Annotated in this window: 17 protein-coding genes and 1 tRNA gene; 16 read left to right on the forward strand and 2 right to left on the reverse strand. The window is 66.7% G+C overall.

Going from position 1 to position 22,417, the window contains the following annotated elements:
* Window positions 1–3 precede the first annotated feature (3 nt).
* Both ACH4RC_RS30555 and ACH4RC_RS30560 read right to left on the reverse strand, forming a co-directional pair.
* Window positions 4–1,047: an adenosine deaminase gene (locus tag ACH4RC_RS30555; protein ID WP_398206640.1), complete on the reverse strand. Its 1,044-nt coding sequence runs from the start codon at window positions 1,045–1,047 to the stop codon at window positions 4–6.
* A gap of 176 nt (window positions 1,048–1,223) precedes the next feature.
* The gene (locus ACH4RC_RS30560; protein WP_398206641.1) at window positions 1,224–2,471 is read right to left on the reverse strand and encodes a pyridoxal phosphate-dependent aminotransferase; all 1,248 of its coding nucleotides are present in this window, start codon (window positions 2,469–2,471) and stop codon (window positions 1,224–1,226) included.
* A 214-nt stretch (window positions 2,472–2,685) separates the two neighbouring features.
* On the opposite strand from ACH4RC_RS30560, the gene ACH4RC_RS30565 reads away from it, so the two are divergent.
* From ACH4RC_RS30565 to tuf, 16 genes are all read left to right on the forward strand, one after another.
* Window positions 2,686–2,758, forward strand: a tRNA-Trp gene (locus ACH4RC_RS30565).
* 107 nt (window positions 2,759–2,865) lie between these two features.
* Complete coding sequence (secE, locus tag ACH4RC_RS30570; RefSeq protein WP_394433386.1) at window positions 2,866–3,153, forward strand: preprotein translocase subunit SecE; 288 nt, start codon at window positions 2,866–2,868, stop codon at window positions 3,151–3,153.
* A gap of 77 nt (window positions 3,154–3,230) precedes the next feature.
* On the forward strand, window positions 3,231–4,166 hold the full coding sequence (gene nusG, locus ACH4RC_RS30575; protein ID WP_398206643.1) for a transcription termination/antitermination protein NusG: 936 nt from the start codon (window positions 3,231–3,233) through the stop codon (window positions 4,164–4,166).
* A gap of 286 nt (window positions 4,167–4,452) precedes the next feature.
* A complete protein-coding gene (gene rplK / locus ACH4RC_RS30580) occupies window positions 4,453–4,887 on the forward strand; it encodes a 50S ribosomal protein L11 (RefSeq protein WP_398206645.1) in 435 nt (144 codons plus the stop codon).
* Between the two features lie 76 nt (window positions 4,888–4,963).
* Window positions 4,964–5,695, forward strand: coding sequence for a 50S ribosomal protein L1 (gene rplA, locus ACH4RC_RS30585; protein WP_398206647.1), 732 nt, complete (start codon window positions 4,964–4,966; stop codon window positions 5,693–5,695).
* Between the two features lie 139 nt (window positions 5,696–5,834).
* Window positions 5,835–6,557 (forward strand): hypothetical protein, encoded by a 723-nt coding sequence (locus ACH4RC_RS30590; protein WP_398206649.1) that lies wholly within the window; start codon window positions 5,835–5,837, stop codon window positions 6,555–6,557.
* A gap of 128 nt (window positions 6,558–6,685) precedes the next feature.
* Window positions 6,686–7,621, forward strand: a complete 936-nt coding sequence (locus ACH4RC_RS30595; RefSeq protein WP_398206650.1) for a hypothetical protein — start codon at window positions 6,686–6,688, stop codon at window positions 7,619–7,621.
* A 284-nt stretch (window positions 7,622–7,905) separates the two neighbouring features.
* Window positions 7,906–8,436, forward strand: coding sequence for a 50S ribosomal protein L10 (gene rplJ / locus ACH4RC_RS30600; protein WP_398206652.1), 531 nt, complete (start codon window positions 7,906–7,908; stop codon window positions 8,434–8,436).
* A 114-nt stretch (window positions 8,437–8,550) separates the two neighbouring features.
* Entirely contained in the window at window positions 8,551–8,934 is a 384-nt protein-coding gene (gene rplL, locus ACH4RC_RS30605) for a 50S ribosomal protein L7/L12 (RefSeq protein ID WP_398206654.1), read from the forward strand.
* A 584-nt stretch (window positions 8,935–9,518) separates the two neighbouring features.
* Window positions 9,519–13,004, forward strand: a complete 3,486-nt coding sequence (rpoB, locus tag ACH4RC_RS30610) for a DNA-directed RNA polymerase subunit beta (RefSeq protein ID WP_398206656.1) — start codon at window positions 9,519–9,521, stop codon at window positions 13,002–13,004.
* Between the two features lie 97 nt (window positions 13,005–13,101).
* The gene (locus ACH4RC_RS30615) at window positions 13,102–17,001 is read left to right on the forward strand and encodes a DNA-directed RNA polymerase subunit beta' (RefSeq protein WP_398206658.1); all 3,900 of its coding nucleotides are present in this window, start codon (window positions 13,102–13,104) and stop codon (window positions 16,999–17,001) included.
* A 179-nt stretch (window positions 17,002–17,180) separates the two neighbouring features.
* The gene (locus ACH4RC_RS30620; RefSeq protein WP_398206717.1) at window positions 17,181–17,663 is read left to right on the forward strand and encodes a DUF1707 and DUF4190 domain-containing protein; all 483 of its coding nucleotides are present in this window, start codon (window positions 17,181–17,183) and stop codon (window positions 17,661–17,663) included.
* Between the two features lie 295 nt (window positions 17,664–17,958).
* Window positions 17,959–18,330 (forward strand): 30S ribosomal protein S12, encoded by a 372-nt coding sequence (gene rpsL, locus ACH4RC_RS30625; RefSeq protein ID WP_003948652.1) that lies wholly within the window; start codon window positions 17,959–17,961, stop codon window positions 18,328–18,330.
* A 2-nt stretch (window positions 18,331–18,332) separates the two neighbouring features.
* Window positions 18,333–18,803 (forward strand): 30S ribosomal protein S7, encoded by a 471-nt coding sequence (gene rpsG, locus ACH4RC_RS30630; RefSeq protein WP_119286186.1) that lies wholly within the window; start codon window positions 18,333–18,335, stop codon window positions 18,801–18,803.
* Window positions 18,804–18,842: 39 nt separating this feature from the next.
* The gene (gene fusA, locus ACH4RC_RS30635; RefSeq protein WP_398206659.1) at window positions 18,843–20,969 is read left to right on the forward strand and encodes an elongation factor G; all 2,127 of its coding nucleotides are present in this window, start codon (window positions 18,843–18,845) and stop codon (window positions 20,967–20,969) included.
* Between the two features lie 144 nt (window positions 20,970–21,113).
* Window positions 21,114–22,307 carry an elongation factor Tu gene (tuf, locus tag ACH4RC_RS30640; protein WP_398206661.1) on the forward strand — a complete coding sequence of 398 codons (1,194 nt, stop codon included), beginning with the start codon at window positions 21,114–21,116 and terminating at the stop codon, window positions 22,305–22,307.
* Window positions 22,308–22,417 lie beyond the last annotated feature (110 nt).

The following is a 22,417-nucleotide window of genomic DNA, read 5'->3' on the forward strand; positions in this document are numbered from 1 at the left end:
CGCTCAGTCGGCCAGCCACTCCTCCACCCCGCTGAGCAGCGTTTTCTTGATGTCCTCGGGCGCCGCCGAGCCGCGTACCGACTGGCGTGCCAGCTCGGCCAGTTCGACGTCGGAGAAGGCGTGGTGGCGGCGGGCGATGTCGTACTGGGCGGCCAGGCGCGAGCCGAAGAGAAGGGGGTCGTCGGCGCCGAGCGCCATCGGCACCCCGGCCTCGAAGAGGGTGCGCAGGGGCACGTCCTCGGGCTTCTCGTAGACGCCGAGGGCGACGTTCGAGGCCGGGCACACCTCGCAGGTCACCTGACGGTCCGCGAGCCGCTTCAGAAGCCGCGGGTCCTCGGCGGCCCGCACCCCGTGCCCGATGCGGGTGGCGTCGAGGTCGTCGAGGCAGTCCCGGACGGACGCGGGGCCGGTCAGTTCGCCGCCGTGCGGCGCGGACAGCAGGCCGCCCTCGCGCGCGATGTGGAAGGCCCGGTCGAAATCGCGCGCCATGCCGCGCCGCTCGTCGTTGGAGAGCCCGAACCCGACGATGCCCCGGTCCGCGTAGCGCACCGCCAGACGCGCCAGCGTGCGGGCGTCCAGCGGGTGCTTCATGCGGTTGGCCGCGACCAGGACGCGCATCCCGAGCCCGGTCTCGCGCGAGGCGCTGTCCACCGCGTCGAGGATGACCTCCATCGCCGCGATGAGGCCGCCGAGCCGGGGCGCGTACGACGTCGGGTCGACCTGGATCTCCAGCCACCCGGACCCGTCCGCGATGTCCTCCTCCGCGGCCTCCCGCACCAGGCGCTGGATGTCCTCGGGGGCCCGCAGGCAGGAGCGCGCCGCGTCGTAGAGCCGCTGGAAGCGGAACCAGCCGCGCTCGTCCGTGGCCCGCAGTTTCGGCGGTTCCCCGCTGGTCAGCGCCTCGGGCAGCCGCACGCCGTACTTGTCGGCCAGCTCCAGCAGGGTCGTGGGCCGCATCGACCCGGTGAAATGCAGATGCAGATGGGCCTTCGGCAACTGACGTACATCACGTCCGTCACGTCGCCCGTCACCTCGTACACGCTCCATCCCAAGATCCTGCCGTACACATCCGTCGGACCGGTAGCGCCTTCCTCTTTCGGGCCCCTCCCCGAACGAAGAAACGGACCGGAGCGAGGCGACGGACCCGAACGAAAAAGCGGGCCGCCCCTAGGGGAACGGCCCGCCCACGCGCGCGTGCAAAGACTTCGGAAACTCCGAAGAAGTCAGTCCCGCGCCTCGGCCAGCAGCTTCTGTACGCGGGAGACGCCCTCGACGAGGTCCTCGTCGCCCAGCGCGTACGAGAGCCGCAGGTAACCCGGCGTGCCGAACGCCTCGCCCGGCACCACCGCGACCTCGGCCTCCTCCAGGATGAGCGCGGCCAGCTCCACGGAGTCCTGCGGGCGCTTGCCGCGGATCTCCTTGCCGAGCAGCCCCTTCACGGACGGGTACGCGTAGAAGGCGCCCTCGGGCTCCGGGCAGACCACGCCGTCGATCTCGTTGAGCATCCGCACGATCGTCTTGCGGCGCCGGTCGAAGGCCTCGCGCATCTGCTCCACGGCGGTCAGGTCACCGGAGACGGCGGCGAGCGCGGCCGCCTGCGCCACGTTGGAGACGTTCGACGTGGCGTGCGACTGGAGGTTGGTGGCGGCCTTCACGACGTCCTTGGGGCCGATGACCCAGCCCACGCGCCAGCCGGTCATCGCGTACGTCTTCGCGACCCCGTTGACCACGATGCACTTGTCGCGCAGCTCGGGCAGGATCGCCGGCAGCGATGTGAACTTCGCGTCCCCGTAGACGAGGTGCTCGTAGATCTCGTCCGTCATGACCCACAGGCCGTGCTCGACGGCCCACCGGCCGATGGCCTCGGCGTCGGCCTCGCTGTACACGGCGCCCGTCGGGTTCGACGGGGAGACGAAGAGCACGACCTTCGTGCGCTCGGTGCGCGCGGCCTCCAGCTGCTCGACGGAGACGCGGTACCCGGTCGTCTCGTCGGCCACGACCTCCACCGGCACACCGCCCGCGAGCCGGATCGACTCCGGGTACGTCGTCCAGTACGGGGCAGGCACGATGACCTCGTCGCCCGGGTCGAGGATCGCGGCGAACGCCTGGTAGATGGCCTGCTTGCCGCCGTTGGTCACCAGGATCTGGGAGGCGTCGACCTCGTAGCCGGAGTCGCGCAGCGTCTTCGCGGCGATCGCGGCCTTCAGCTCGGGCAGGCCGCCGGCCGGCGTGTAGCGGTGGAACTTCGGGTTCTTGCACGCCTCGATGGCGGCCTCGACCACGTAGTCCGGCGTCGGGAAGTCGGGCTCACCGGCGCCGAAACCGATCACCGGGCGCCCGGCGGCCTTGAGGGCCTTGGCCTTGGCGTCGACGGCGAGGGTCGCGGACTCGGAGATGGAGCCGACACGGGCGGAGACCCGGCGCTCGGTAGGAGAGGAACCTGCGGACGAGGAAGGAGTTGCAGCGCTCATGCGGCCCATCGTTCCAGACCCGAAACCCGCCGGGCACACGGGTTTCCAAGACGGTCCGGCCCACTTCTCGTCCGCTCTTGATCCACTGACCCTCCCCATCTGTTCGACGGAGCGCCGCGGAGCACGTACACTCACTGCTCGTTGGCCTTCACCGGCCGCACCTTCCAAGCGCACTCCGTGCTTCTGGGCGGATGCGGTACGTTGGGGGAAACAAAGGGTCGTAGCTCAATTGGTAGAGCACTGGTCTCCAAAACCAGCGGTTGGGGGTTCAAGTCCCTCCGGCCCTGCTCACACTCCTTCGCCAGGATGTGTGCGGATTGTACGTACTGCATTGCACCGCCGTGCGGCTCAACCGGGCGCGGCACGGCCACGACCCGGAATCAGGTGAGGACGAGTGACGGACGCCGTGGGCTCCATCGACATGCCTGATGCCCAGGATGAGGCGCCGGAGTCCAAGAAGAAGGCCCGCAAGGGCGGCAAGCGCGGCAAGAAGGGCCCCTTCGGCCGCCTCGCTCTCTTCTACCGCCAGATCGTCGCGGAGCTCCGCAAGGTCGTCTGGCCGACTCGCAACCAGCTCACCACGTACACCACCGTGGTGATTGTGTTCGTCGTCATCATGATCGGCCTGGTGACCGTGATTGACTATGGGTTCAGCCATCTCGTCAAGTACGTCTTCGGCTGAGCCGACAGCGGAGGGCGCCGGGACCGGCGCCCCTTTCGCATGTTCCACCCCTATGTATCCAGGAAGAAGCAGCCACCGTGTCTGACCCGAACCTGAACGAGGCGACCGAGCCCGTCGAGTCCGCTGAGGACGAGCGCGACATCGTCGAGGCGGCGGACGCCGCGGAGCCGGACCAGGCCGAGGCTGCCGACATCGCCGCCGGTGAGCCCGCCGAGGAAGCGGCCGTCACCGAGGACGACGCTGTCGACGCCGTCGAGACCGACACCGAGGACGACGCTGTCGACGCCGTCGAGGCCGACGCCGATGTCGAGGACGAAGCCGTCGAGGACGAAGCCGTCGAGGACGAAGCCGATGTCGAGGACGACGCGGAGGAGGCGGCCGAGCCCGCCGAGCCGGTCGACCCCGTCGCCGCCCTCCGTGACGAGCTGCGCGGCCTGCCCGGCGAGTGGTACGTGATCCACACCTACGCGGGCTACGAGAAGCGCGTGAAGGCCAACCTCGAGCAGCGTGCCGTCTCGCTGAACGTCGAGGAGTTCATCTACCAGGCCGAGGTCCCCGAAGAGGAGATCGTCCAGATCAAGAACGGCGAGCGCAAGAACGTCCGGCAGAACAAGCTGCCCGGTTACGTTCTCGTCCGCATGGATCTGACGAACGAGTCCTGGGGCGTCGTCCGCAACACCCCCGGCGTCACCGGCTTCGTGGGCAACGCCTACGACCCGTACCCGCTGACCCTGGACGAGATCGTCAAGATGCTCGCCCCGGAGGCCGAGGAGAAGGCCGCCCGCGAGGCCGCCGAGGCCGAGGGCAAGCCGGCTCCGGCCCGCAAGGTCGAGGTCCAGGTGCTCGACTTCGAGGTCGGCGACTCGGTCACCGTCACCGACGGCCCGTTCGCCACGCTCCAGGCCACGATCAACGAGATCAACGCCGACTCGAAGAAGGTCAAGGGTCTCGTCGAGATCTTCGGCCGTGAGACCCCGGTCGAGCTCAGCTTCGACCAGATCCAGAAGAACTAGCAGAACTAGCACCAACCGGTTCCGGCAGGTTCCTTCCGGCACCTACTGGTTCCTTCCGGTTCCTTCCGGTTCCTTCCGGTTCCTTCCGGTTCCTTCCGGTTCCTTCTGGACACACCGCTTCCGAACAGGTCAGACGGGCTCGCAAAAGCCTGTCTGACCTGCTCGGTTTTTAGCCGCGCATCAATACCCGTTATCGTTGTGCGGTATGCCTCCATCCGGATGATCCGGACGATCATTCGCAAGGGTGGCGGCTGAACACTCTCACTAAGACCCGGAGAGAGAGCACATGCCTCCCAAGAAGAAGAAGGTCACGGGGCTCATCAAGCTCCAGATCCAGGCCGGCGCCGCCAACCCGGCTCCGCCGGTCGGCCCCGCGCTGGGCCAGCACGGCGTGAACATCATGGAGTTCTGCAAGGCCTACAACGCCGCGACCGAGTCGCAGCGCGGCTGGGTCATCCCGGTGGAGATCACGGTCTACGAGGACCGCTCCTTCACCTTCATCACCAAGACCCCGCCGGCCGCGAAGATGATCCTCAAGGCCGCTGGTGTCGAGAAGGGCTCCGGCGAGCCGCACAAGACCAAGGTCGCGAAGATCACCGACGCGCAGGTCCGCGAGATCGCCACCACCAAGATGGCCGACCTCAACGCCAACGACCTGGACGCCGCCGCGAAGATCATCGCCGGTACCGCCCGTTCCATGGGCATCACGGTCGAGGGCTGACCTCACCCCGTAGGCACCACCGTGGAAGGGCCTGCTCGGCCCGGACCACGACTCCTCTAGAACTCAGGAGCAGTAAGTGAGCAAGCGCAGCAAGTCTCTCCGCGCTGCGGACGCCAAGATCGACGCGGACAAGCTCTACGCCCCGCTCGAGGCCGTCCGTCTCGCCAAGGAGACCTCCACGTCGAAGTTCGACGGCACCGTCGAGGTCGCCTTCCGCCTGGGCGTTGACCCGCGCAAGGCCGACCAGATGGTCCGTGGCACCGTGAACCTGCCGCACGGCACCGGCAAGACCGCCCGGGTCCTGGTCTTCGCGACCGGTGACCGTGCTGCGGCCGCGGAGGCCGCCGGCGCCGACATCGTCGGCTCCGACGAGCTCATCGACGAGATCTCCAAGGGCAACCGCCTGAACGAGTTCGACGCCGTCGTCGCCACGCCGGACCTCATGGGCAAGGTCGGCCGCCTCGGCCGCGTGCTCGGTCCCCGTGGCCTCATGCCGAACCCGAAGACCGGCACCGTGACCCCGGACGTGGCCAAGGCCGTGAACGAGATCAAGGGTGGCAAGATCGAGTTCCGCGTCGACAAGCACTCGAACCTGCACTTCATCATCGGCAAGGCGTCCTTCGACGACACCAAGCTGGTGGAGAACTACGGCGCCGCGCTGGAGGAGATCCTCCGTCTGAAGCCGTCCGCCGCCAAGGGTCGCTACATCAAGAAGGCCGCGATCAGCACCACGATCGGCCCCGGCGTTCCGGTCGACCCGAACCGCACCCGCAACCTCCTCACCGAGGAGGACCCGGCAGCGGTCTGAGCTGCAACGCTCAACTGAAGTCGGCAACGGGCCCCGCACCTCTCCAGGTGCGGGGCCCGTTCCTCTTTTCCGCCCCACGCGCGCGTGGCACTGCGCTAGCGTCGCGGTGACCGTACGGGCCGGGGGAGCGGAGACAGAGATGTCGTACCTACGGGTTCTACGAGTTCCCCGGGTTCTACGAGTTCCACGGTTTCTGCTCGCCACCACCGCGGCCTGCGGGCTGCTCGCGGGCTGCGACGGCGGGCACGCGCCCGACCGGGGCGCCGTGGACGCGCTGCGGACGGCTCAGCAGAAGGTCGCCGCGGCGGGCTCGGCCCGCGTCGAGGCGACGATGGACACCGGCGACCGGCTCGCCTCGCACAGCGCGGGCACGCTCAGCTGGTCCGACGGCGTACGCGGCACGCTCACCGTCCGCGTCACCGGCGGCGACATGGCCGCCTCCACGCGCGCGTTGGGCGGTGACCCGTCCCAGACGCGCTTCCTGCCGGACGCGTACTACACGCGGATGACCGACACGTTCGCCGACTCCCAGAGCGGCCGGCACTGGATCCGGCACCCGTACGACGCCGGGAGCGACCTCAGCCCCGCCGACGCGCTCAGAACGCTCGTCGCCGCGAAGGACGTCCGCCGCGTCGGGGAGGAGACCGTACGGGGCACTCGTACGGGCCACTACCGGGGCACGTCCGGCGGGCAGCACATCGACGTCTGGGTCGACGCCCGCCACCTCCTCGTGCGGCGCACCCAGCGCTCGGGCGACTTCACGAGCACGGTCCACTACCGCGACTACGGCGCCTCCGCGGCCGCCGAGCGCCCGCCCCTGCGGGACACCGTCGACTTCGAGGACGTGGCGCGCGACGGGTGATGACCGGGGCGGTGGCCGGGGTGATGACCGGGGGAGGGCCGGGGCGATGAAACCGCCCCGATGTCCGAGGCGTCAGTTACTGTGCGATGAGTGTGTTAATTACACGTGTTCCTAGGGGTGGGATCGAGATGATTGCTGTACGACGTACGGTCGGTGCCGCAGCCGTTACCGCGCTGCTCTGTACCGGCGCTGTGGCCTGCGGAAACGACTCGGGCAAGAGCGGTGACAAGGCCTCCGAGGTGTCGCAGTCGCACGCGGAGGTGACGCAGGCGCTGACGGCGGCGTACAAGAAGACCGTCGACGCCAAGTCCGCCAAGGTCGAGATGGTGATGAAGACGCCGGCCGCGCTCGGCGCCGGCGGCGGCACCATGAAGATGAGCGGCACCATGGGCTGGGACCCGACCGTCATGGATATGACGATGTCGGGCTCGGCGTTCACCGCGGGCGATGCGGACATGCCCAAGAGCATCCGCATGGTCTGGCAGGACAACGTCATGTACATGGACATGGGGGCCAAGGCCGCCGCGGACATGGACGGCAAGCGCTGGATGAAGATGGACCTCGGCGCCGTGGCGGACTCCGCCGGCGACGAGGCGCTCAGCCGCCAGATGACCGGCAGCCTGGAGAGCGCGAACCAGGACCCGGCCCAGCAGATCGCGGTCCTCCTCGACTCGCCGAACCTCAAGCACCTCGGCTCCGCGCAGATCGACGGCGTCAAGACGCAGCACTACAAGGGCAAGCTGACCGTCGACGAGATGATGGCGAAGAACGACTCGCTGAAGCTCCTCGACAAGGCCGACCGGGACGAGCTGCTGAAGAACGTCAAGAAGGCCGGCATCAAGGACTACGACACCGAGCTGTGGGTCAACGAGGACGACCTGCCGGTCCGGCTCGACGTCACCATGGACAGCGCCCAGGGCGCCGTCGAGATCTCCGAGAAGTTCTCGGACTACGGGGCGGCCGTCAAGGTCCAGACCCCGCCCGCGAACCAGACCTACGACCTCATGAAGATGCTGAAGGAGCTCGGCGCCGCCGCGAGCGGGAGCGCGGACACCGGCGTTTGAGCGGAGTCTGAGCGGACCCCACAGCGGATTTGCCTGCCGCTCGCCCCTTGACGTAATCTTCTACAGAAGCCAAAGACCGCTGGTCGTTGCCGTGCGCTCGTAAGAGGGTTCGGTGGCCGAAGGATCCGTTGTTATTGCGGACGACCCGCGCAGGTGACTGTGGAAGTACTCCCGGATTCTGTGGGATCCGGTCGAGTTCACGCCCCGTGCGCCTGCGCCGGGGCGTTTCGTTTTCCCAGCCTCCTTTTGAGCGGTCCTCATCACCCGGAAGGAGGCCGACGCTTATGCCGACGCCCGACAAGGCTGCCGCGGTAGCCGAGCTCACGGACAAGTTCCGCAGCTCGAACGCCGCCGTGCTGACCGAGTACCGGGGTCTCACCGTGGCCCAGCTCAAGCAGCTGCGCCGCTCCCTCGGTGAGAACTCCGAGTACGCCGTGGTGAAGAACACGCTGACCAAGATCGCGGCCAACGAGGCCGGGATCGACACGCTGGACGACCTTTTCACGGGTCCGACGGCGGTTGCCTTCGTCACCGGTGACCCGGTGGAGTCGGCGAAGGGTCTTCGTGACTTCGCCAAGGACAACCCCAACCTCGTCATCAAGGGCGGTGTCCTTGACGGCAAGGCGCTGTCCGCCGACGAGATCAAGAAGCTCGCGGACCTCGAGTCCCGCGAGGTTCTGCTCAGCAAGCTGGCCGGTGCCTTCAAGGGCAAGCAGACGCAGACTGCTCAGCTCTTCCAGGCGCTGCCCTCGAAGTTCGTCCGCACCGCGGAGGCGCTTCGTGCCAAGCAGGCCGAGCAGGGCGGTGCCGAGTAATTCGGCTCGCGTCATGACCTCCGCCGCATAGGCGAGAGGTCGTAGCGGGCCGAACGTACGCCCGCCTCACATGTACATCCGGCACCAGCCGAATTAGTGGAAGGATCGCCCATCATGGCGAAGCTCAGCCAGGAAGACCTGCTCGCCCAGTTCGAGGAGATGACCCTCATCGAGCTCTCCGAGTTCGTGAAGGCCTTCGAGGAGAAGTTCGACGTCACCGCCGCCGCGGCCGTCGCCGTCGCCGGCCCCGCGGGCCCGGGCGCCCCGGCCGAGGCCGCTGAGGAGCAGGACGAGTTCGACGTCATCCTCACGGGCGCCGGCGAGAAGAAGATCCAGGTCATCAAGGTCGTGCGTGAGCTGACCTCGCTGGGTCTGAAGGAGGCCAAGGACCTCGTCGACGGCACCCCGAAGCCGGTCCTCGAGAAGGTCGCCAAGGAGGCCGCCGAGAAGGCTGCCGAGTCCCTCAAGGCTGCCGGCGCCTCCGTCGAGGTCAAGTGACCTCGCGAGTCTGCTGACTCCTCTTCCGCGGAACTGCCCCTGAGCGGGCTGTAACGCTGACGTACCGAAGGGCGATCACCCAACTGGGTGGTCGCCCTTCGGCGTCTCTGGCTCGCCCGTCGACGGTGCGTTGCACAGCCGTTCGCGCGGAGTATGGTGATCTTCGTCGTGCCTGGGGCCATGCTCTTCGGCCAGGAGGGGGCCTTGACGAACCGCACGCAGCGCGCAATTCTCAGGACGCGTCGTCACATCCGATCCGGTTCCGAGGCATGGATCGGCGACGTAGAGGGCAGTAAGGATGTGCGCTCAGCGCACAAGGCATGCCGCAGACAGTGAACGGTTGAGAACAACGAGGGTGTCAAAAAACCCGCACTGGACATCAGTGGGCCTTCTGGCTACACTGTCCCTTTGCGCTGCCTGTTAGCTGCTCCCTGCCCGTCACCAGGGGCATGCCCTCGCTTGAGCACAGTGGACTGAACCAGCCCTGACCTGGCCTTTTGGCCGAGGCAGGGAGGATCGGTCGCACAGCCCGGCTTGGGACCGGTACGCGCGTAGTGAGTCCGAGCCCTCGGAAGGACCCCCTCTTGGCCGCCTCGCGCAACGCCTCGACCGCGAATACGAACAACGGCGCCAGCACCGCCCCGCTGCGCATCTCCTTTGCAAAGATCAAGGAGCCCCTCGAGGTTCCGAACCTTCTTGCGCTGCAGACCGAAAGCTTTGACTGGCTGCTCGGCAACGACGCGTGGAAGGCTCGTGTCGAGGCGGCTCTCGAAAGCGGACAGAACGTCCCCACGAAGTCGGGTCTGGAGGAGATCTTCGAGGAGATCTCTCCGATCGAGGACTTCTCCGGGTCGATGTCTCTGACCTTCCGCGACCACCGCTTCGAGCCTCCCAAGAACTCGATCGACGAGTGCAAGGAGCGCGACTTCACGTTCGCCGCCCCGCTCTTCGTCACCGCCGAGTTCACCAACAACGAGACCGGCGAGATCAAGTCCCAGACGGTCTTCATGGGCGACTTCCCGCTCATGACCAACAAGGGCACCTTCGTCATCAACGGCACCGAGCGTGTCGTCGTGTCGCAGCTGGTCCGTTCGCCGGGTGTCTACTTCGACTCCTCCATCGACAAGACGTCCGACAAGGACATCTTCTCCGCCAAGGTCATCCCCTCGCGTGGTGCCTGGCTCGAGATGGAGATCGACAAGCGCGACATGGTCGGTGTCCGCATCGACCGCAAGCGCAAGCAGTCCGTCACCGTCCTGCTCAAGGCGCTCGGTTGGACGACCGAGCAGATCCTCGAGGAGTTCGGCGAGTACGAGTCCATGCGCGCCACCCTGGAGAAGGACCACACCCAGGGCCAGGACGACGCGCTGCTCGACATCTACCGCAAGCTCCGCCCGGGCGAGCCGCCCACGCGCGAGGCCGCTCAGACGCTGCTCGAGAACCTCTACTTCAACCCGAAGCGCTACGACCTCGCGAAGGTCGGCCGCTACAAGGTGAACAAGAAGCTCGGCGCCGACGAGCCCCTCGACGCGGGTGTGCTCACCACCGACGACATCATCGCCACGATCAAGTACCTGGTGAAGCTGCACGCCGGTGAGGTGGAGACGATCGGCGAGTCCGGTCGTTCGATCATCGTCGAGACCGACGACATCGACCACTTCGGCAACCGCCGTATCCGTAACGTCGGTGAGCTCATCCAGAACCAGGTCCGTACGGGTCTCGCCCGTATGGAGCGCGTCGTGCGCGAGCGCATGACCACCCAGGACGTCGAGGCGATCACGCCGCAGACTCTGATCAACATTCGCCCGGTCGTGGCGTCGATCAAGGAGTTCTTCGGTACGTCGCAGCTGTCCCAGTTCATGGACCAGAACAACCCGCTCTCGGGCCTGACGCACAAGCGTCGTCTCAACGCCCTGGGCCCGGGTGGTCTCTCCCGTGAGCGGGCCGGCTTCGAGGTCCGAGACGTGCACCCGTCGCACTACGGCCGCATGTGCCCGATCGAGACGCCCGAAGGACCGAACATCGGTCTGATCGGCTCGCTCGCCTCGTACGGCCGGATCAACGCGTTCGGCTTCATCGAGACCCCGTACCGCAAGGTCACCGAAGGCGTCGTCGGCGACGACGTCGACTACCTGACCGCGGACGAGGAGGACCGGTTCGTCATCGCGCAGGCCAACGCGCCGCTGACGGACGAGTTCCGCTTCGAGGAGTCCCGCGTCCTGGTCCGCCGTCGTGGCGGCGAGGTCGACTACGTCCCCGGTGACGACGTCGACTACATGGACGTCTCGCCGCGCCAGATGGTGTCGGTCGCGACCGCCATGATCCCGTTCCTCGAGCACGACGACGCCAACCGTGCCCTCATGGGCGCGAACATGATGCGTCAGGCCGTCCCGCTCATCAAGAGCGAGGCGCCGCTCGTCGGCACCGGCATGGAGTACCGCTGCGCCACCGACGCCGGCGACGTGCTCAAGGCCGAGAAGGACGGTGTGGTCCAGGAGGTCTCCGCGGACTACATCACCATCACCAACGACGACGGCACGTACACCACGTACCGCCTGCACAAGTTCTCCCGCTCGAACCAGGGCACCTCGGTCAACCAGAAGGTTGTCGTGGACGAGGGCGCCCGCGTGATCGAGGGCCAGGTCCTGGCCGACGGTCCCGCCACCGAGAACGGCGAGATGGCGCTCGGCAAGAACCTGCTGGTCGCGTTCATGCCGTGGGAGGGTCACAACTACGAGGACGCGATCATCCTGTCGCAGCGCCTCGTGCAGGACGACGTCCTCTCCTCGATCCACATCGAGGAGCACGAGGTCGACGCCCGTGACACCAAGCTCGGCCCGGAGGAGATCACCCGGGACATCCCGAACGTCTCCGAGGAGGTCCTCGCCGACCTCGACGAGCGCGGCATCATCCGGATCGGTGCCGAGGTCGTCGCCGGCGACATCCTCGTCGGCAAGGTCACGCCCAAGGGTGAGACCGAGCTGACGCCGGAGGAGCGCCTGCTCCGCGCGATCTTCGGTGAGAAGGCGCGCGAGGTGCGCGACACCTCGCTGAAGGTGCCGCACGGTGAGATCGGCAAGGTCATCGGCGTCCGCGTCTTCGACCGTGAAGAGGGCGACGAGTTGCCGCCGGGCGTGAACCAGCTGGTTCGTGTCTACGTGGCGCAGAAGCGCAAGATCACGGACGGTGACAAGCTCGCCGGCCGCCACGGCAACAAGGGTGTCATCTCGAAGATCCTTCCGATCGAGGACATGCCGTTCCTCGAGGACGGGACTCCGGTCGACATCATCCTGAACCCGCTGGGTGTGCCGTCCCGAATGAACCCGGGACAGGTTCTGGAGATCCACCTCGGCTGGCTCGCCAGCCGCGGCTGGGACGTCTCCGGGCTCGGCGAGGAGTGGGCGCAGCGCCTCCAGGTCATCGGCGCCGACCAGGTCGACCCCGGTACCAACGTCGCCACCCCCGTCTTCGACGGCGCGCGTGAGGACGAGCTGGCGGGTCTGCTCCAGCACACGATCCCGAACCGCGACGGCGAGCGCATGGTGCAGCCGACCGGTAAGGCGAGGCTGTTCGACGGCCGCTCCGGTGAGCCGTTCCCGGACCCGATCTCCATCGGGTACATGTACATCCTCAAGCTCCACCACCTGGTCGACGACAAGCTGCACGCCCGGTCGACCGGTCCGTACTCGATGATCACCCAGCAGCCGCTGGGTGGTAAGGCCCAGTTCGGTGGCCAGCGCTTCGGTGAGATGGAGGTGTGGGCGCTGGAGGCGTACGGCGCCGCTTACGCCCTCCAGGAGCTGCTGACGATCAAGTCCGACGACGTGACCGGCCGCGTGAAGGTCTACGAGGCCATCGTCAAGGGCGAGAACATCCCCGAGCCCGGCATTCCTGAGTCCTTCAAGGTCCTCATCAAGGAAATGCAGTCCCTGTGCCTCAACGTGGAGGTGCTGTCCTCGGACGGCATGTCCATCGAGATGCGCGACACCGACGAGGACGTCTTCCGCGCTGCGGAAGAGCTCGGCATCGACCTGTCCCGGCGCGAGCCGAGCAGCGTCGAAGAGGTCTGACGGGAGTCCGGCGGGGGGCTCTCCACGAGCCCCCCGCCGACCCCGCGACCCCCGTTTCAGACCACAGACTTACAACCCTGAGAGGGATTGACGCATAGTGCTCGACGTCAACTTCTTCGATGAGCTCCGGATCGGTCTGGCCACCGCTGACGACATCCGTCAGTGGAGCCACGGCGAGGTCAAGAAGCCCGAGACCATCAACTACCGCACCCTCAAGCCGGAAAAGGACGGGCTCTTCTGCGAGAAGATCTTCGGCCCCACCCGGGACTGGGAGTGCTACTGCGGCAAGTACAAGCGTGTCCGCTTCAAGGGCATCATCTGCGAGCGCTGTGGCGTCGAGGTCACCCGCGCCAAGGTGCGCCGTGAGCGGATGGGCCACATCGAGCTCGCCGCTCCCGTCACGCACATCTGGTACTTCAAGGGCGTTCCGTCGCGTCTGGGCTACCTGCTCGACCTCGCCCCGAAGGACCTCGAGAAGGTCATCTACTTCGCCGCGTACATGATCACGTACGTGGACGAGGAGCGCCGTACCCGCGACCTGCCCTCCCTTGAGGCGCACGTCCAGGTCGAGCGTCAGCAGGTCGAGAACCGCCGCGACTCCGACCTGGAGGCCCGCGCCAAGAAGCTCGAGACCGACCTGGCCGAGCTCGAGGCCGAGGGTGCCAAGGCCGATGTGCGCCGCAAGGTGCGCGAGGGTGCCGAGCGCGAGATGAAGCAGCTGCGCGACCGTGCGCAGCGCGAGATCGACCGTCTGGACGAGGTCTGGTCGCGCTTCAAGAACCTCAAGGTCCAGGACCTTGAGGGCGACGAGCTGCTCTACCGCGAGCTGCGTGACCGTTTCGGCACGTACTTCGACGGTTCGATGGGTGCCGCGGCGCTGCAGAAGCGCCTGGAGTCCTTCGACCTCGACGAGGAGGCCGAGCGCCTCCGCGAGATCATCCGTACCGGCAAGGGCCAGAAGAAGACCCGTGCGCTCAAGCGCCTCAAGGTCGTCTCCGCGTTCCTGCAGACCAGCAACAGCCCCAAGGGCATGGTGCTCGACTGCGTGCCGGTCATCCCGCCGGACCTGCGTCCGATGGTGCAGCTGGACGGTGGCCGCTTCGCGACCTCCGACCTGAACGACCTGTACCGCCGCGTGATCAACCGCAACAACCGCCTGAAGCGGCTTCTCGACCTCGGCGCGCCCGAGATCATCGTGAACAACGAGAAGCGCATGCTCCAGGAGGCCGTCGACGCGCTCTTCGACAACGGCCGTCGTGGTCGCCCGGTCACGGGCCCCGGCAACCGTCCGTTGAAGTCGCTCTCCGACATGCTCAAGGGCAAGCAGGGTCGCTTCCGTCAGAACCTGCTCGGCAAGCGTGTGGACTACTCCGCGCGTTCCGTGATCGTCGTCGGTCCGCAGCTGAAGCTGCACCAGTGTGGTCTCCCGAAGGCCATGGCGCTGGAGCTCTTCAAGCCGTTCGTGATGAAGCGCCTGGTCGACCTGAACCACGCGCAGAACATCAAGAGCGCCAAGCGCATGGTCGAGCGCGGCCGCACGGTCGTGTACGACGTCCTGGAAGAGGTCATCGCCGAGCACCCGGTTCTGCTGAACCGTGCGCCGACGCTGCACCGCCTCGGCATCCAGGCCTTCGAGCCGCAGCTGGTCGAGGGCAAGGCCATCCAGATCCACCCGCTCGTCTGCACCGCGTTCAACGCGGACTTCGACGGTGACCAGATGGCCGTCCACCTGCCGCTCTCCGCGGAGGCGCAGGCCGAGGCGCGCATCCTGATGCTCTCCTCGAACAACATCCTCAAGCCGGCCGACGGCCGCCCGGTGACGATGCCGACCCAGGACATGGTCCTCGGTCTGTTCTTCCTCACCACCGACGGCGAGCTGCGTGACACCAAGGGCGAGGGCCGTTCGTTCGGCTCCACGGCCGAGGCGATCATGGCGTTCGACGCCGGTGAGCTCGCGCTGCAGTCGCAGGTCGACATCCGCTTCCCGGTCGGCACCATGCCGCCGCGTGGCTGGACCCCGCCGGCCGTCGAGGAGGGTGAGCCCGAGTACCAGCCGGGCGACAGCTTCCGGCTCCGTACGTCCCTGGGCCGCGCGCTCTTCAACGAGCTGCTGCCCGAGGACTACCCGTTCGTCGACTACTCGGTGGGCAAGAAGCAGCTCTCCGAGATCGTCAACGACCTGGCCGAGCGCTACCCCAAGGTCATCGTGGCGGCGACGCTCGACAACCTGAAGGCGTCCGGCTTCTTCTGGGCGACCCGTTCCGGCGTCACCGTGGCCATCTCCGACATCGTCGTCCCTGAGGCGAAGGTCGAGATCGTCAAGGGGTACGAGGCCCAGGACGAGAAGGTCCAGAAGCAGTACGAGCGCGGTCTCATCACGAAGGAAGAGCGCACTCAGGAGCTCATCGCGATCTGGACCAAGGCGACCAACGAGGTTGCCGAGGCGATGAACGCGAACTTCCCGAAGACCAACCCCATCTTCATGATGGTCGACTCGGGTGCCCGAGGAAACATGATGCAGATGCGTCAGATCGCCGGTATGCGTGGTCTGGTGTCGAACGCCAAGAACGAGACGATCCCGCGCCCGATCAAGGCTTCGTTCCGCGAGGGCCTGTCGGTGCTCGAGTACTTCATCTCGACCCACGGTGCTCGTAAGGGTCTGGCGGACACCGCTCTGCGTACGGCCGACTCGGGTTACCTCACCCGTCGTCTGGTCGACGTCTCGCAGGACGTCATCATTCGCGAGGAGGACTGCGGCACCGACCGTGGCCTCAAGCTCGCGATCGCCGAGCGCGGCGCCGACGGCGTCCTGCGCAAGACGGACGACGTCGAGACCAGCGTCTACGCCCGCATGCTCGCCGAGGACATCGTCGTCGACGGCAAGGTCATCGCGCCGGCCAACGTCGACCTGGGTGACGTGCTCATCGACCAGCTGGTCGCGCACGGTGTCGAGGTCGTCAAGACCCGCTCGGTGCTCACCTGCGAGTCGGCGGTCGGCACCTGTGCCTACTGCTACGGCCGCTCGCTGGCCACCGGCAAGCTGGTCGACATCGGTGAGGCGGTCGGCATCATCGCCGCCCAGTCCATCGGTGAGCCCGGTACCCAGCTGACGATGCGTACCTTCCACACCGGTGGTGTGGCCGGTGACGACATCACCCAGGGTCTGCCCCGTGTCGTCGAGCTCTTCGAGGCTCGTACGCCGAAGGGTGTCGCCCCGATCTCCGAGTCCGCGGGCCGTGTCCGCATCGAGGAGACCGAGAAGACCAAGAAGCTCGTCGTCACCCCCGACGACGGCAGCGACGAGATCCCGTTCCCGATCTCGAAGCGTGCCCGTCTGCTCGTGGGCGAGGGCGACCACGTCGAGGTGGGCCAGAAGCTCACCGTGGGTGCCACCAACCCGCACGACGTGCTGCGCATTCTGGGCCAGCGTGCCGTCCAGGTCCACCTGGTCGGCGAGGTCCAGAAGGTCTACAACTCGCAGGGTGTGTCGATCCACGACAAGCACATCGAGATCATCATCCGGCAGATGCTGCGCCGTGTGACGATCATCGAGTCCGGCGACGCGGAGCTGCTGCCGGGCGAGCTCGTCGAGCGTTCGAAGTTCGAGACCGAGAACCGTCGGGTCGTGACGGAGGGTGGCCACCCGGCCTCCGGCCGTCCGCAGCTGATGGGTATCACCAAGGCCTCGCTGGCGACGGAATCCTGGCTGTCGGCCGCCTCCTTCCAGGAGACGACCCGAGTCCTGACGGACGCGGCGATCAACGCCAAGTCCGACAGCCTCATCGGCCTCAAGGAGAACGTCATCATCGGTAAGCTCATCCCGGCCGGTACGGGTCTGTCCCGCTACCGCAACATCCGGGTGGAGCCCACCGAGGAGGCCAAGGCCGCGATGTACTCGGCCGTCGGCTACGACGACATCGACTACTCGCCGTTCGGCACCGGCTCCGGCCAGGCCGTTCCGCTGGAGGACTACGACTACGGTCCGTACAACCAGTAAGCGGGCAGTCGCCTGAACCAACCGCAGGGCGGTCACCTACGAATTTCGTGGGTGGCCGCCCTGCGGCGTGTTGGCGCATGATGGGGGGCACGTAAGTGTCCGGGTCCCGGGGGAGTGGTCTCGTGTCGAATTCTTCGTGGCAGCCGGCGCCCTGGCCGCAGCAGGGGCAGCAGCCGTCGATGCTCGCGGCGCACGCGGACAGGGAGCGGGCCGTCGATGTGCTGCGCGCCGGGTTCGCCGAGGGGCGGATGCCGCAGGGGGAGTACGAGAAGCGGGTCGAGCGGGCCTATCAGGCGCGGACCGTGGGCGAGCTGCAGGTGCTGGTCGCGGATCTGCCGCAGGGGCCCGTACCGCAGCAGCAGCTGATGCAGACGATGGCGCCCGTGCCGCGGACGTTCCTGCCGGCGCCGCCGCTGCCCGTGCCGACCAACGGGAAGGCGATCGGGGCGCTTGTGTGCGGCGTGTCGACGTTCTTCTCGGCGGGGCTCACCGGGATTCCCGCGGTGATCCTGGGCCACATGGCGCGGGGAGAGATCAAGCGGACCGGGGAGCAGGGTGACGGCATGGCCGTGGCCGGGCTGGTGCTCGGGTGGCTGACGGTCGCCTTCTGGGTGTTCTTCCTCACGGTCGTCATCGCCGCCGCGGGCTCCGGAGGCGCCTGAGCTGCCCCGGCGTGTCCTGGCTGTGGGGTATTTGTTTTGACCACAGCCTATGAGGTAGGTACGCTCAGACCTTGTGCCTGGGGTGTGCCTGGGCTCGTGTGCGTGTCTTCAGCCGCATGACGAGTCCGGATCGATACCGGTCTGGTTCAGATCAACGGTTTTGATCAAGGTCACCGCAATCTGCCGCTCTCCCGCCCAGTCGCGGGGTTCTGCAGTATTCGACACACCCGACCGCGTGGGTCGGAGGGCGTTCCAGGTTAGCTTTACTATTCGGCACACAGAAACCGGAGAAGTAGTGCCTACGATCCAGCAGCTGGTCCGTAAGGGCCGGCAGGACAAGGTCGAGAAGAACAAGACGCCCGCGCTCGAGGGTTCGCCCCAGCGCCGTGGCGTCTGCACGCGTGTGTTCACGACCACCCCGAAGAAGCCGAACTCGGCCCTCCGTAAGGTCGCGCGTGTGCGTCTGACCTCGGGCATCGAGGTCACGGCCTACATTCCGGGTGAGGGACACAACCTGCAGGAGCACTCCATCGTGCTCGTGCGTGGCGGCCGTGTGAAGGACCTGCCTGGTGTTCGTTACAAGATCATCCGCGGCTCTCTCGACACCCAGGGTGTCAAGAACCGCAAGCAGGCCCGCAGCCGCTACGGCGCCAAGAAGGAGAAGTAAGAATGCCTCGTAAGGGCCCCGCCCCGAAGCGCCCGGTCATCATCGACCCGGTCTACGGTTCTCCTCTGGTGACCTCCCTCATCAACAAGGTGCTGCTGAACGGCAAGCGCTCCACCGCCGAGCGCATCGTGTACGGCGCCATGGAGGGTCTGCGTGAGAAGTCGGGCAACGACCCGGTCATCACGCTGAAGCGCGCGCTGGAGAACATCAAGCCGACCCTCGAGGTCAAGTCCCGCCGTGTCGGTGGCGCCACCTACCAGGTGCCGATCGAGGTCAAGCCCGGTCGCGCCAACACGCTCGCGCTCCGCTGGCTCGTCGGCTACTCCCGCGCCCGTCGCGAGAAGACGATGACCGAGCGTCTGACGAACGAGCTGCTCGACGCCTCGAACGGCCTCGGTGCGGCCGTCAAGAAGCGCGAGGACACGCACAAGATGGCCGAGTCCAACAAGGCCTTCGCGCACTACCGCTGGTAGTCGCTACCCACATCGAGACCGAGAGAAGACTGAAGCCTTATGGCTACCACTTCACTTGACCTGGCCAAGGTCCGCAACATCGGGATCATGGCCCACATCGACGCGGGCAAGACGACGACGACCGAGCGGATCCTGTTCTACACCGGTGTCTCGTACAAGATCGGTGAGGTCCACGACGGCGCTGCCACGATGGACTGGATGGAGCAGGAGCAGGAGCGTGGCATCACGATCACCTCTGCTGCCACCACCTGTCACTGGCCGCTCGAGAACGACGACTACACGATCAACATCATCGACACCCCCGGGCACGTCGACTTCACCGTCGAGGTGGAGCGCTCCCTGCGTGTCCTCGATGGTGCCGTGACGGTGTTCGACGGTGTCGCCGGCGTTGAGCCGCAGTCCGAGACGGTGTGGCGTCAGGCCGACCGTTACGGCGTGCCGCGCATCTGCTTCGTCAACAAGCTGGACCGTACGGGCGCCGAGTTCCACCGCTGCGTCGACATGATCGTCGACCGCCTCGGTGCGACCCCGCTCGTCATGCAGCTGCCCATCGGTGCCGAGGCCGACTTCCAGGGTGTCGTCGACCTCGTCACGATGAAGGCGTTCGTCTGGTCGGCCGAGGCCGCCAAGGGCGAGGCCTACGACATCGTCGACATCCCCGCCACGCACACCGAGGCTGCCGAGGAGTACCGCGGCAAGCTGCTCGAGGCCGTCGCGGAGAACGACGAGGAGATGATGGAGCTGTTCCTGGAGGGCACCGAGCCCACCGTGGAGCAGCTGCACGCCGCCGTGCGTCGCATCACCATCGCCTCCGGCAAGGGCGGCGACACCACCGTCACCCCCGTGTTCTGTGGCACCGCGTTCAAGAACAAGGGCGTTCAGCCCCTGCTCGACGCCGTCGTGCGCTACCTGCCGACCCCGCTCGACGTCGAGGCCATCGAGGGCCACGACGTGAAGGACCCCGAGCTGGTCGTCAAGCGCAAGCCGTCGGACGACGAGCCGCTGGCCGCTCTTGCCTTCAAGATCATGAGCGACCCGCACCTCGGCAAGCTCACCTTCGTCCGGGTCTACTCGGGCCGCCTGGAGTCCGGCACCGCGGTGCTGAACCCCGTCAAGGGCAAGAAGGAGCGCATCGGCAAGATCTACCGCATGCACGCGAACAAGCGTGAGGAGATCGAGTCGGTGGGCGCCGGTGACATCGTCGCCGTCATGGGTCTGAAGCAGACCACCACGGGCGAGACGCTCTGTGACGACAAGCAGCAGGTCATCCTGGAGTCCATGGACTTCCCGGCGCCTGTCATCCAGGTCGCCATCGAGCCGAAGTCCAAGGGTGACCAGGAGAAGCTGGGTGTCGCCATCCAGCGTCTCTCGGAGGAGGACCCCTCCTTCCAGGTTCACTCGGACGAGGAGACCGGCCAGACCATCATCGGTGGTATGGGCGAGCTTCACCTCGAGGTGCTCGTCGACCGCATGAAGCGCGAGTTCCGCGTCGAGGCGAACGTCGGCAAGCCGCAGGTCGCGTACCGCGAGACGATCCGTCGGGCCGTCGAGCGCGTGGACTTCACCCACAAGAAGCAGACCGGTGGTACCGGTCAGTTCGCCAAGGTGCAGATCGCGATCGAGCCCATCGAGGGCGGCGAGGCGTCGTACGAGTTCGTCAACAAGGTCACCGGTGGCCGCATCCCCCGGGAGTACATCCCGTCGGTGGACGCGGGTGCGCAGGAAGCCATGCAGTTCGGCATCCTCGCCGGCTACGAGATGACGGGCGTCCGCGTCACGCTTCTCGACGGTGCCTACCACGAGGTCGACTCCTCCGAGCTGGCCTTCAAGATCGCCGGTTCGCAGGCCTTCAAGGAGGCCGCGCGTCAGGCGAAGCCCGTGCTGCTCGAGCCGATGATGGCCGTAGAGGTCACCACGCCCGAGGACTACATGGGTGACGTCATCGGCGACATCAACTCCCGCCGTGGCCAGATCCAGGCCATGGAGGAGCGCAGCGGCGCTCGCGTCGTGAAGGGCCTCGTGCCCCTCTCGGAGATGTTCGGCTACGTCGGAGACCTCCGCAGCAAGACGTCGGGTCGCGCAAGCTACTCAATGCAGTTCGACTCCTACGCCGAGGTTCCGCGGAACGTCGCCGAGGAGATCATCGCGAAGGCCAAGGGCGAGTAACTCACTCGAGTTCACGCTTTAGGCTTGACACCATCCGCCGGGGTTCGACCCCACAAGGCAAGATCCCCGGCGGTTGGCTTCCCAGCAAAGATCACCTGGCGCCGATGAAGCAAGGCGTACAGAACCACTCCACAGGAGGACCCAGTGGCGAAGGCGAAGTTCGAGCGGACTAAGCCGCACGTCAACATCGGCACCATCGGTCACATCGACCACGGTAAGACGACCCTCACGGCCGCCATTACCAAGGTGCTGCACGACGCGTACCCGGACCTGAACGAGGCCTCGGCCTTCGACCAGATCGACAAGGCTCCTGAGGAGCGCCAGCGCGGTATCACCATCTCGATCGCGCACGTCGAGTACCAGACGGAGACGCGTCACTACGCGCACGTCGACTGCCCCGGTCACGCGGACTACATCAAGAACATGATCACGGGTGCCGCGCAGATGGACGGCGCCATCCTCGTGGTCGCCGCTACCGACGGCCCGATGCCGCAGACCAAGGAGCACGTGCTCCTGGCCCGCCAGGTCGGCGTTCCGTACATCGTCGTCGCCCTGAACAAGGCCGACATGGTGGACGACGAGGAGATCCTGGAGCTCGTCGAGCTCGAGGTGCGTGAGCTCCTCTCCGAGTACGAGTTCCCGGGCGACGACCTGCCGGTCGTCAAGGTCTCCGCTCTGAAGGCCCTCGAGGGCGACAAGGAGTGGGGCAACTCGGTCCTCGAGCTCATGAAGGCCGTGGACGAGAACATCCCGCAGCCCGAGCGCGACGTCGACAAGCCGTTCCTCATGCCGATCGAGGACGTCTTCACGATCACCGGTCGCGGTACGGTCGTCACCGGCCGTATCGAGCGTGGTGTCCTCAAGGTCAACGAGACCGTTGACATCGTGGGCATCAAGCAGGAGAAGACCACCACCACGGTCACCGGCATCGAGATGTTCCGCAAGCTGCTCGACGAGGGCCAGGCCGGTGAGAACGTCGGTCTGCTCCTCCGTGGCATCAAGCGCGAGGACGTCGAGCGCGGCCAGGTCATCATCAAGCCCGGTTCGGTCACGCCGCACACCGAGTTCGAGGCCCAGGCCTACATCCTGTCGAAGGACGAGGGTGGCCGTCACACCCCGTTCTTCAACAACTACCGCCCGCAGTTCTACTTCCGTACCACGGACGTGACCGGCGTCGTGACCCTCCCCGAGGGCACCGAGATGGTCATGCCGGGTGACAACACTGAGATGACCGTTGAGCTCATCCAGCCCGTCGCCATGGAAGAGGGCCTGAAGTTCGCCATCCGTGAGGGTGGCCGGACCGTCGGCGCCGGCCAGGTCACCAAGATCAACAAGTAAGTCCGCTTACTTGCTGGGTCTTGTCGATCCCCCTCGGGGTGCCTCCTTCGGGGGGCCTCCGTCGGGGGCTTGACGCCTGGTAGCTCCTGCGAGCTTTGAGAGGGCCCGTA

This window comes from Streptomyces sp. NPDC016845 (assembly GCF_044332585.1).
GTDB lineage: Bacteria > Actinomycetota > Actinomycetes > Streptomycetales > Streptomycetaceae > Streptomyces.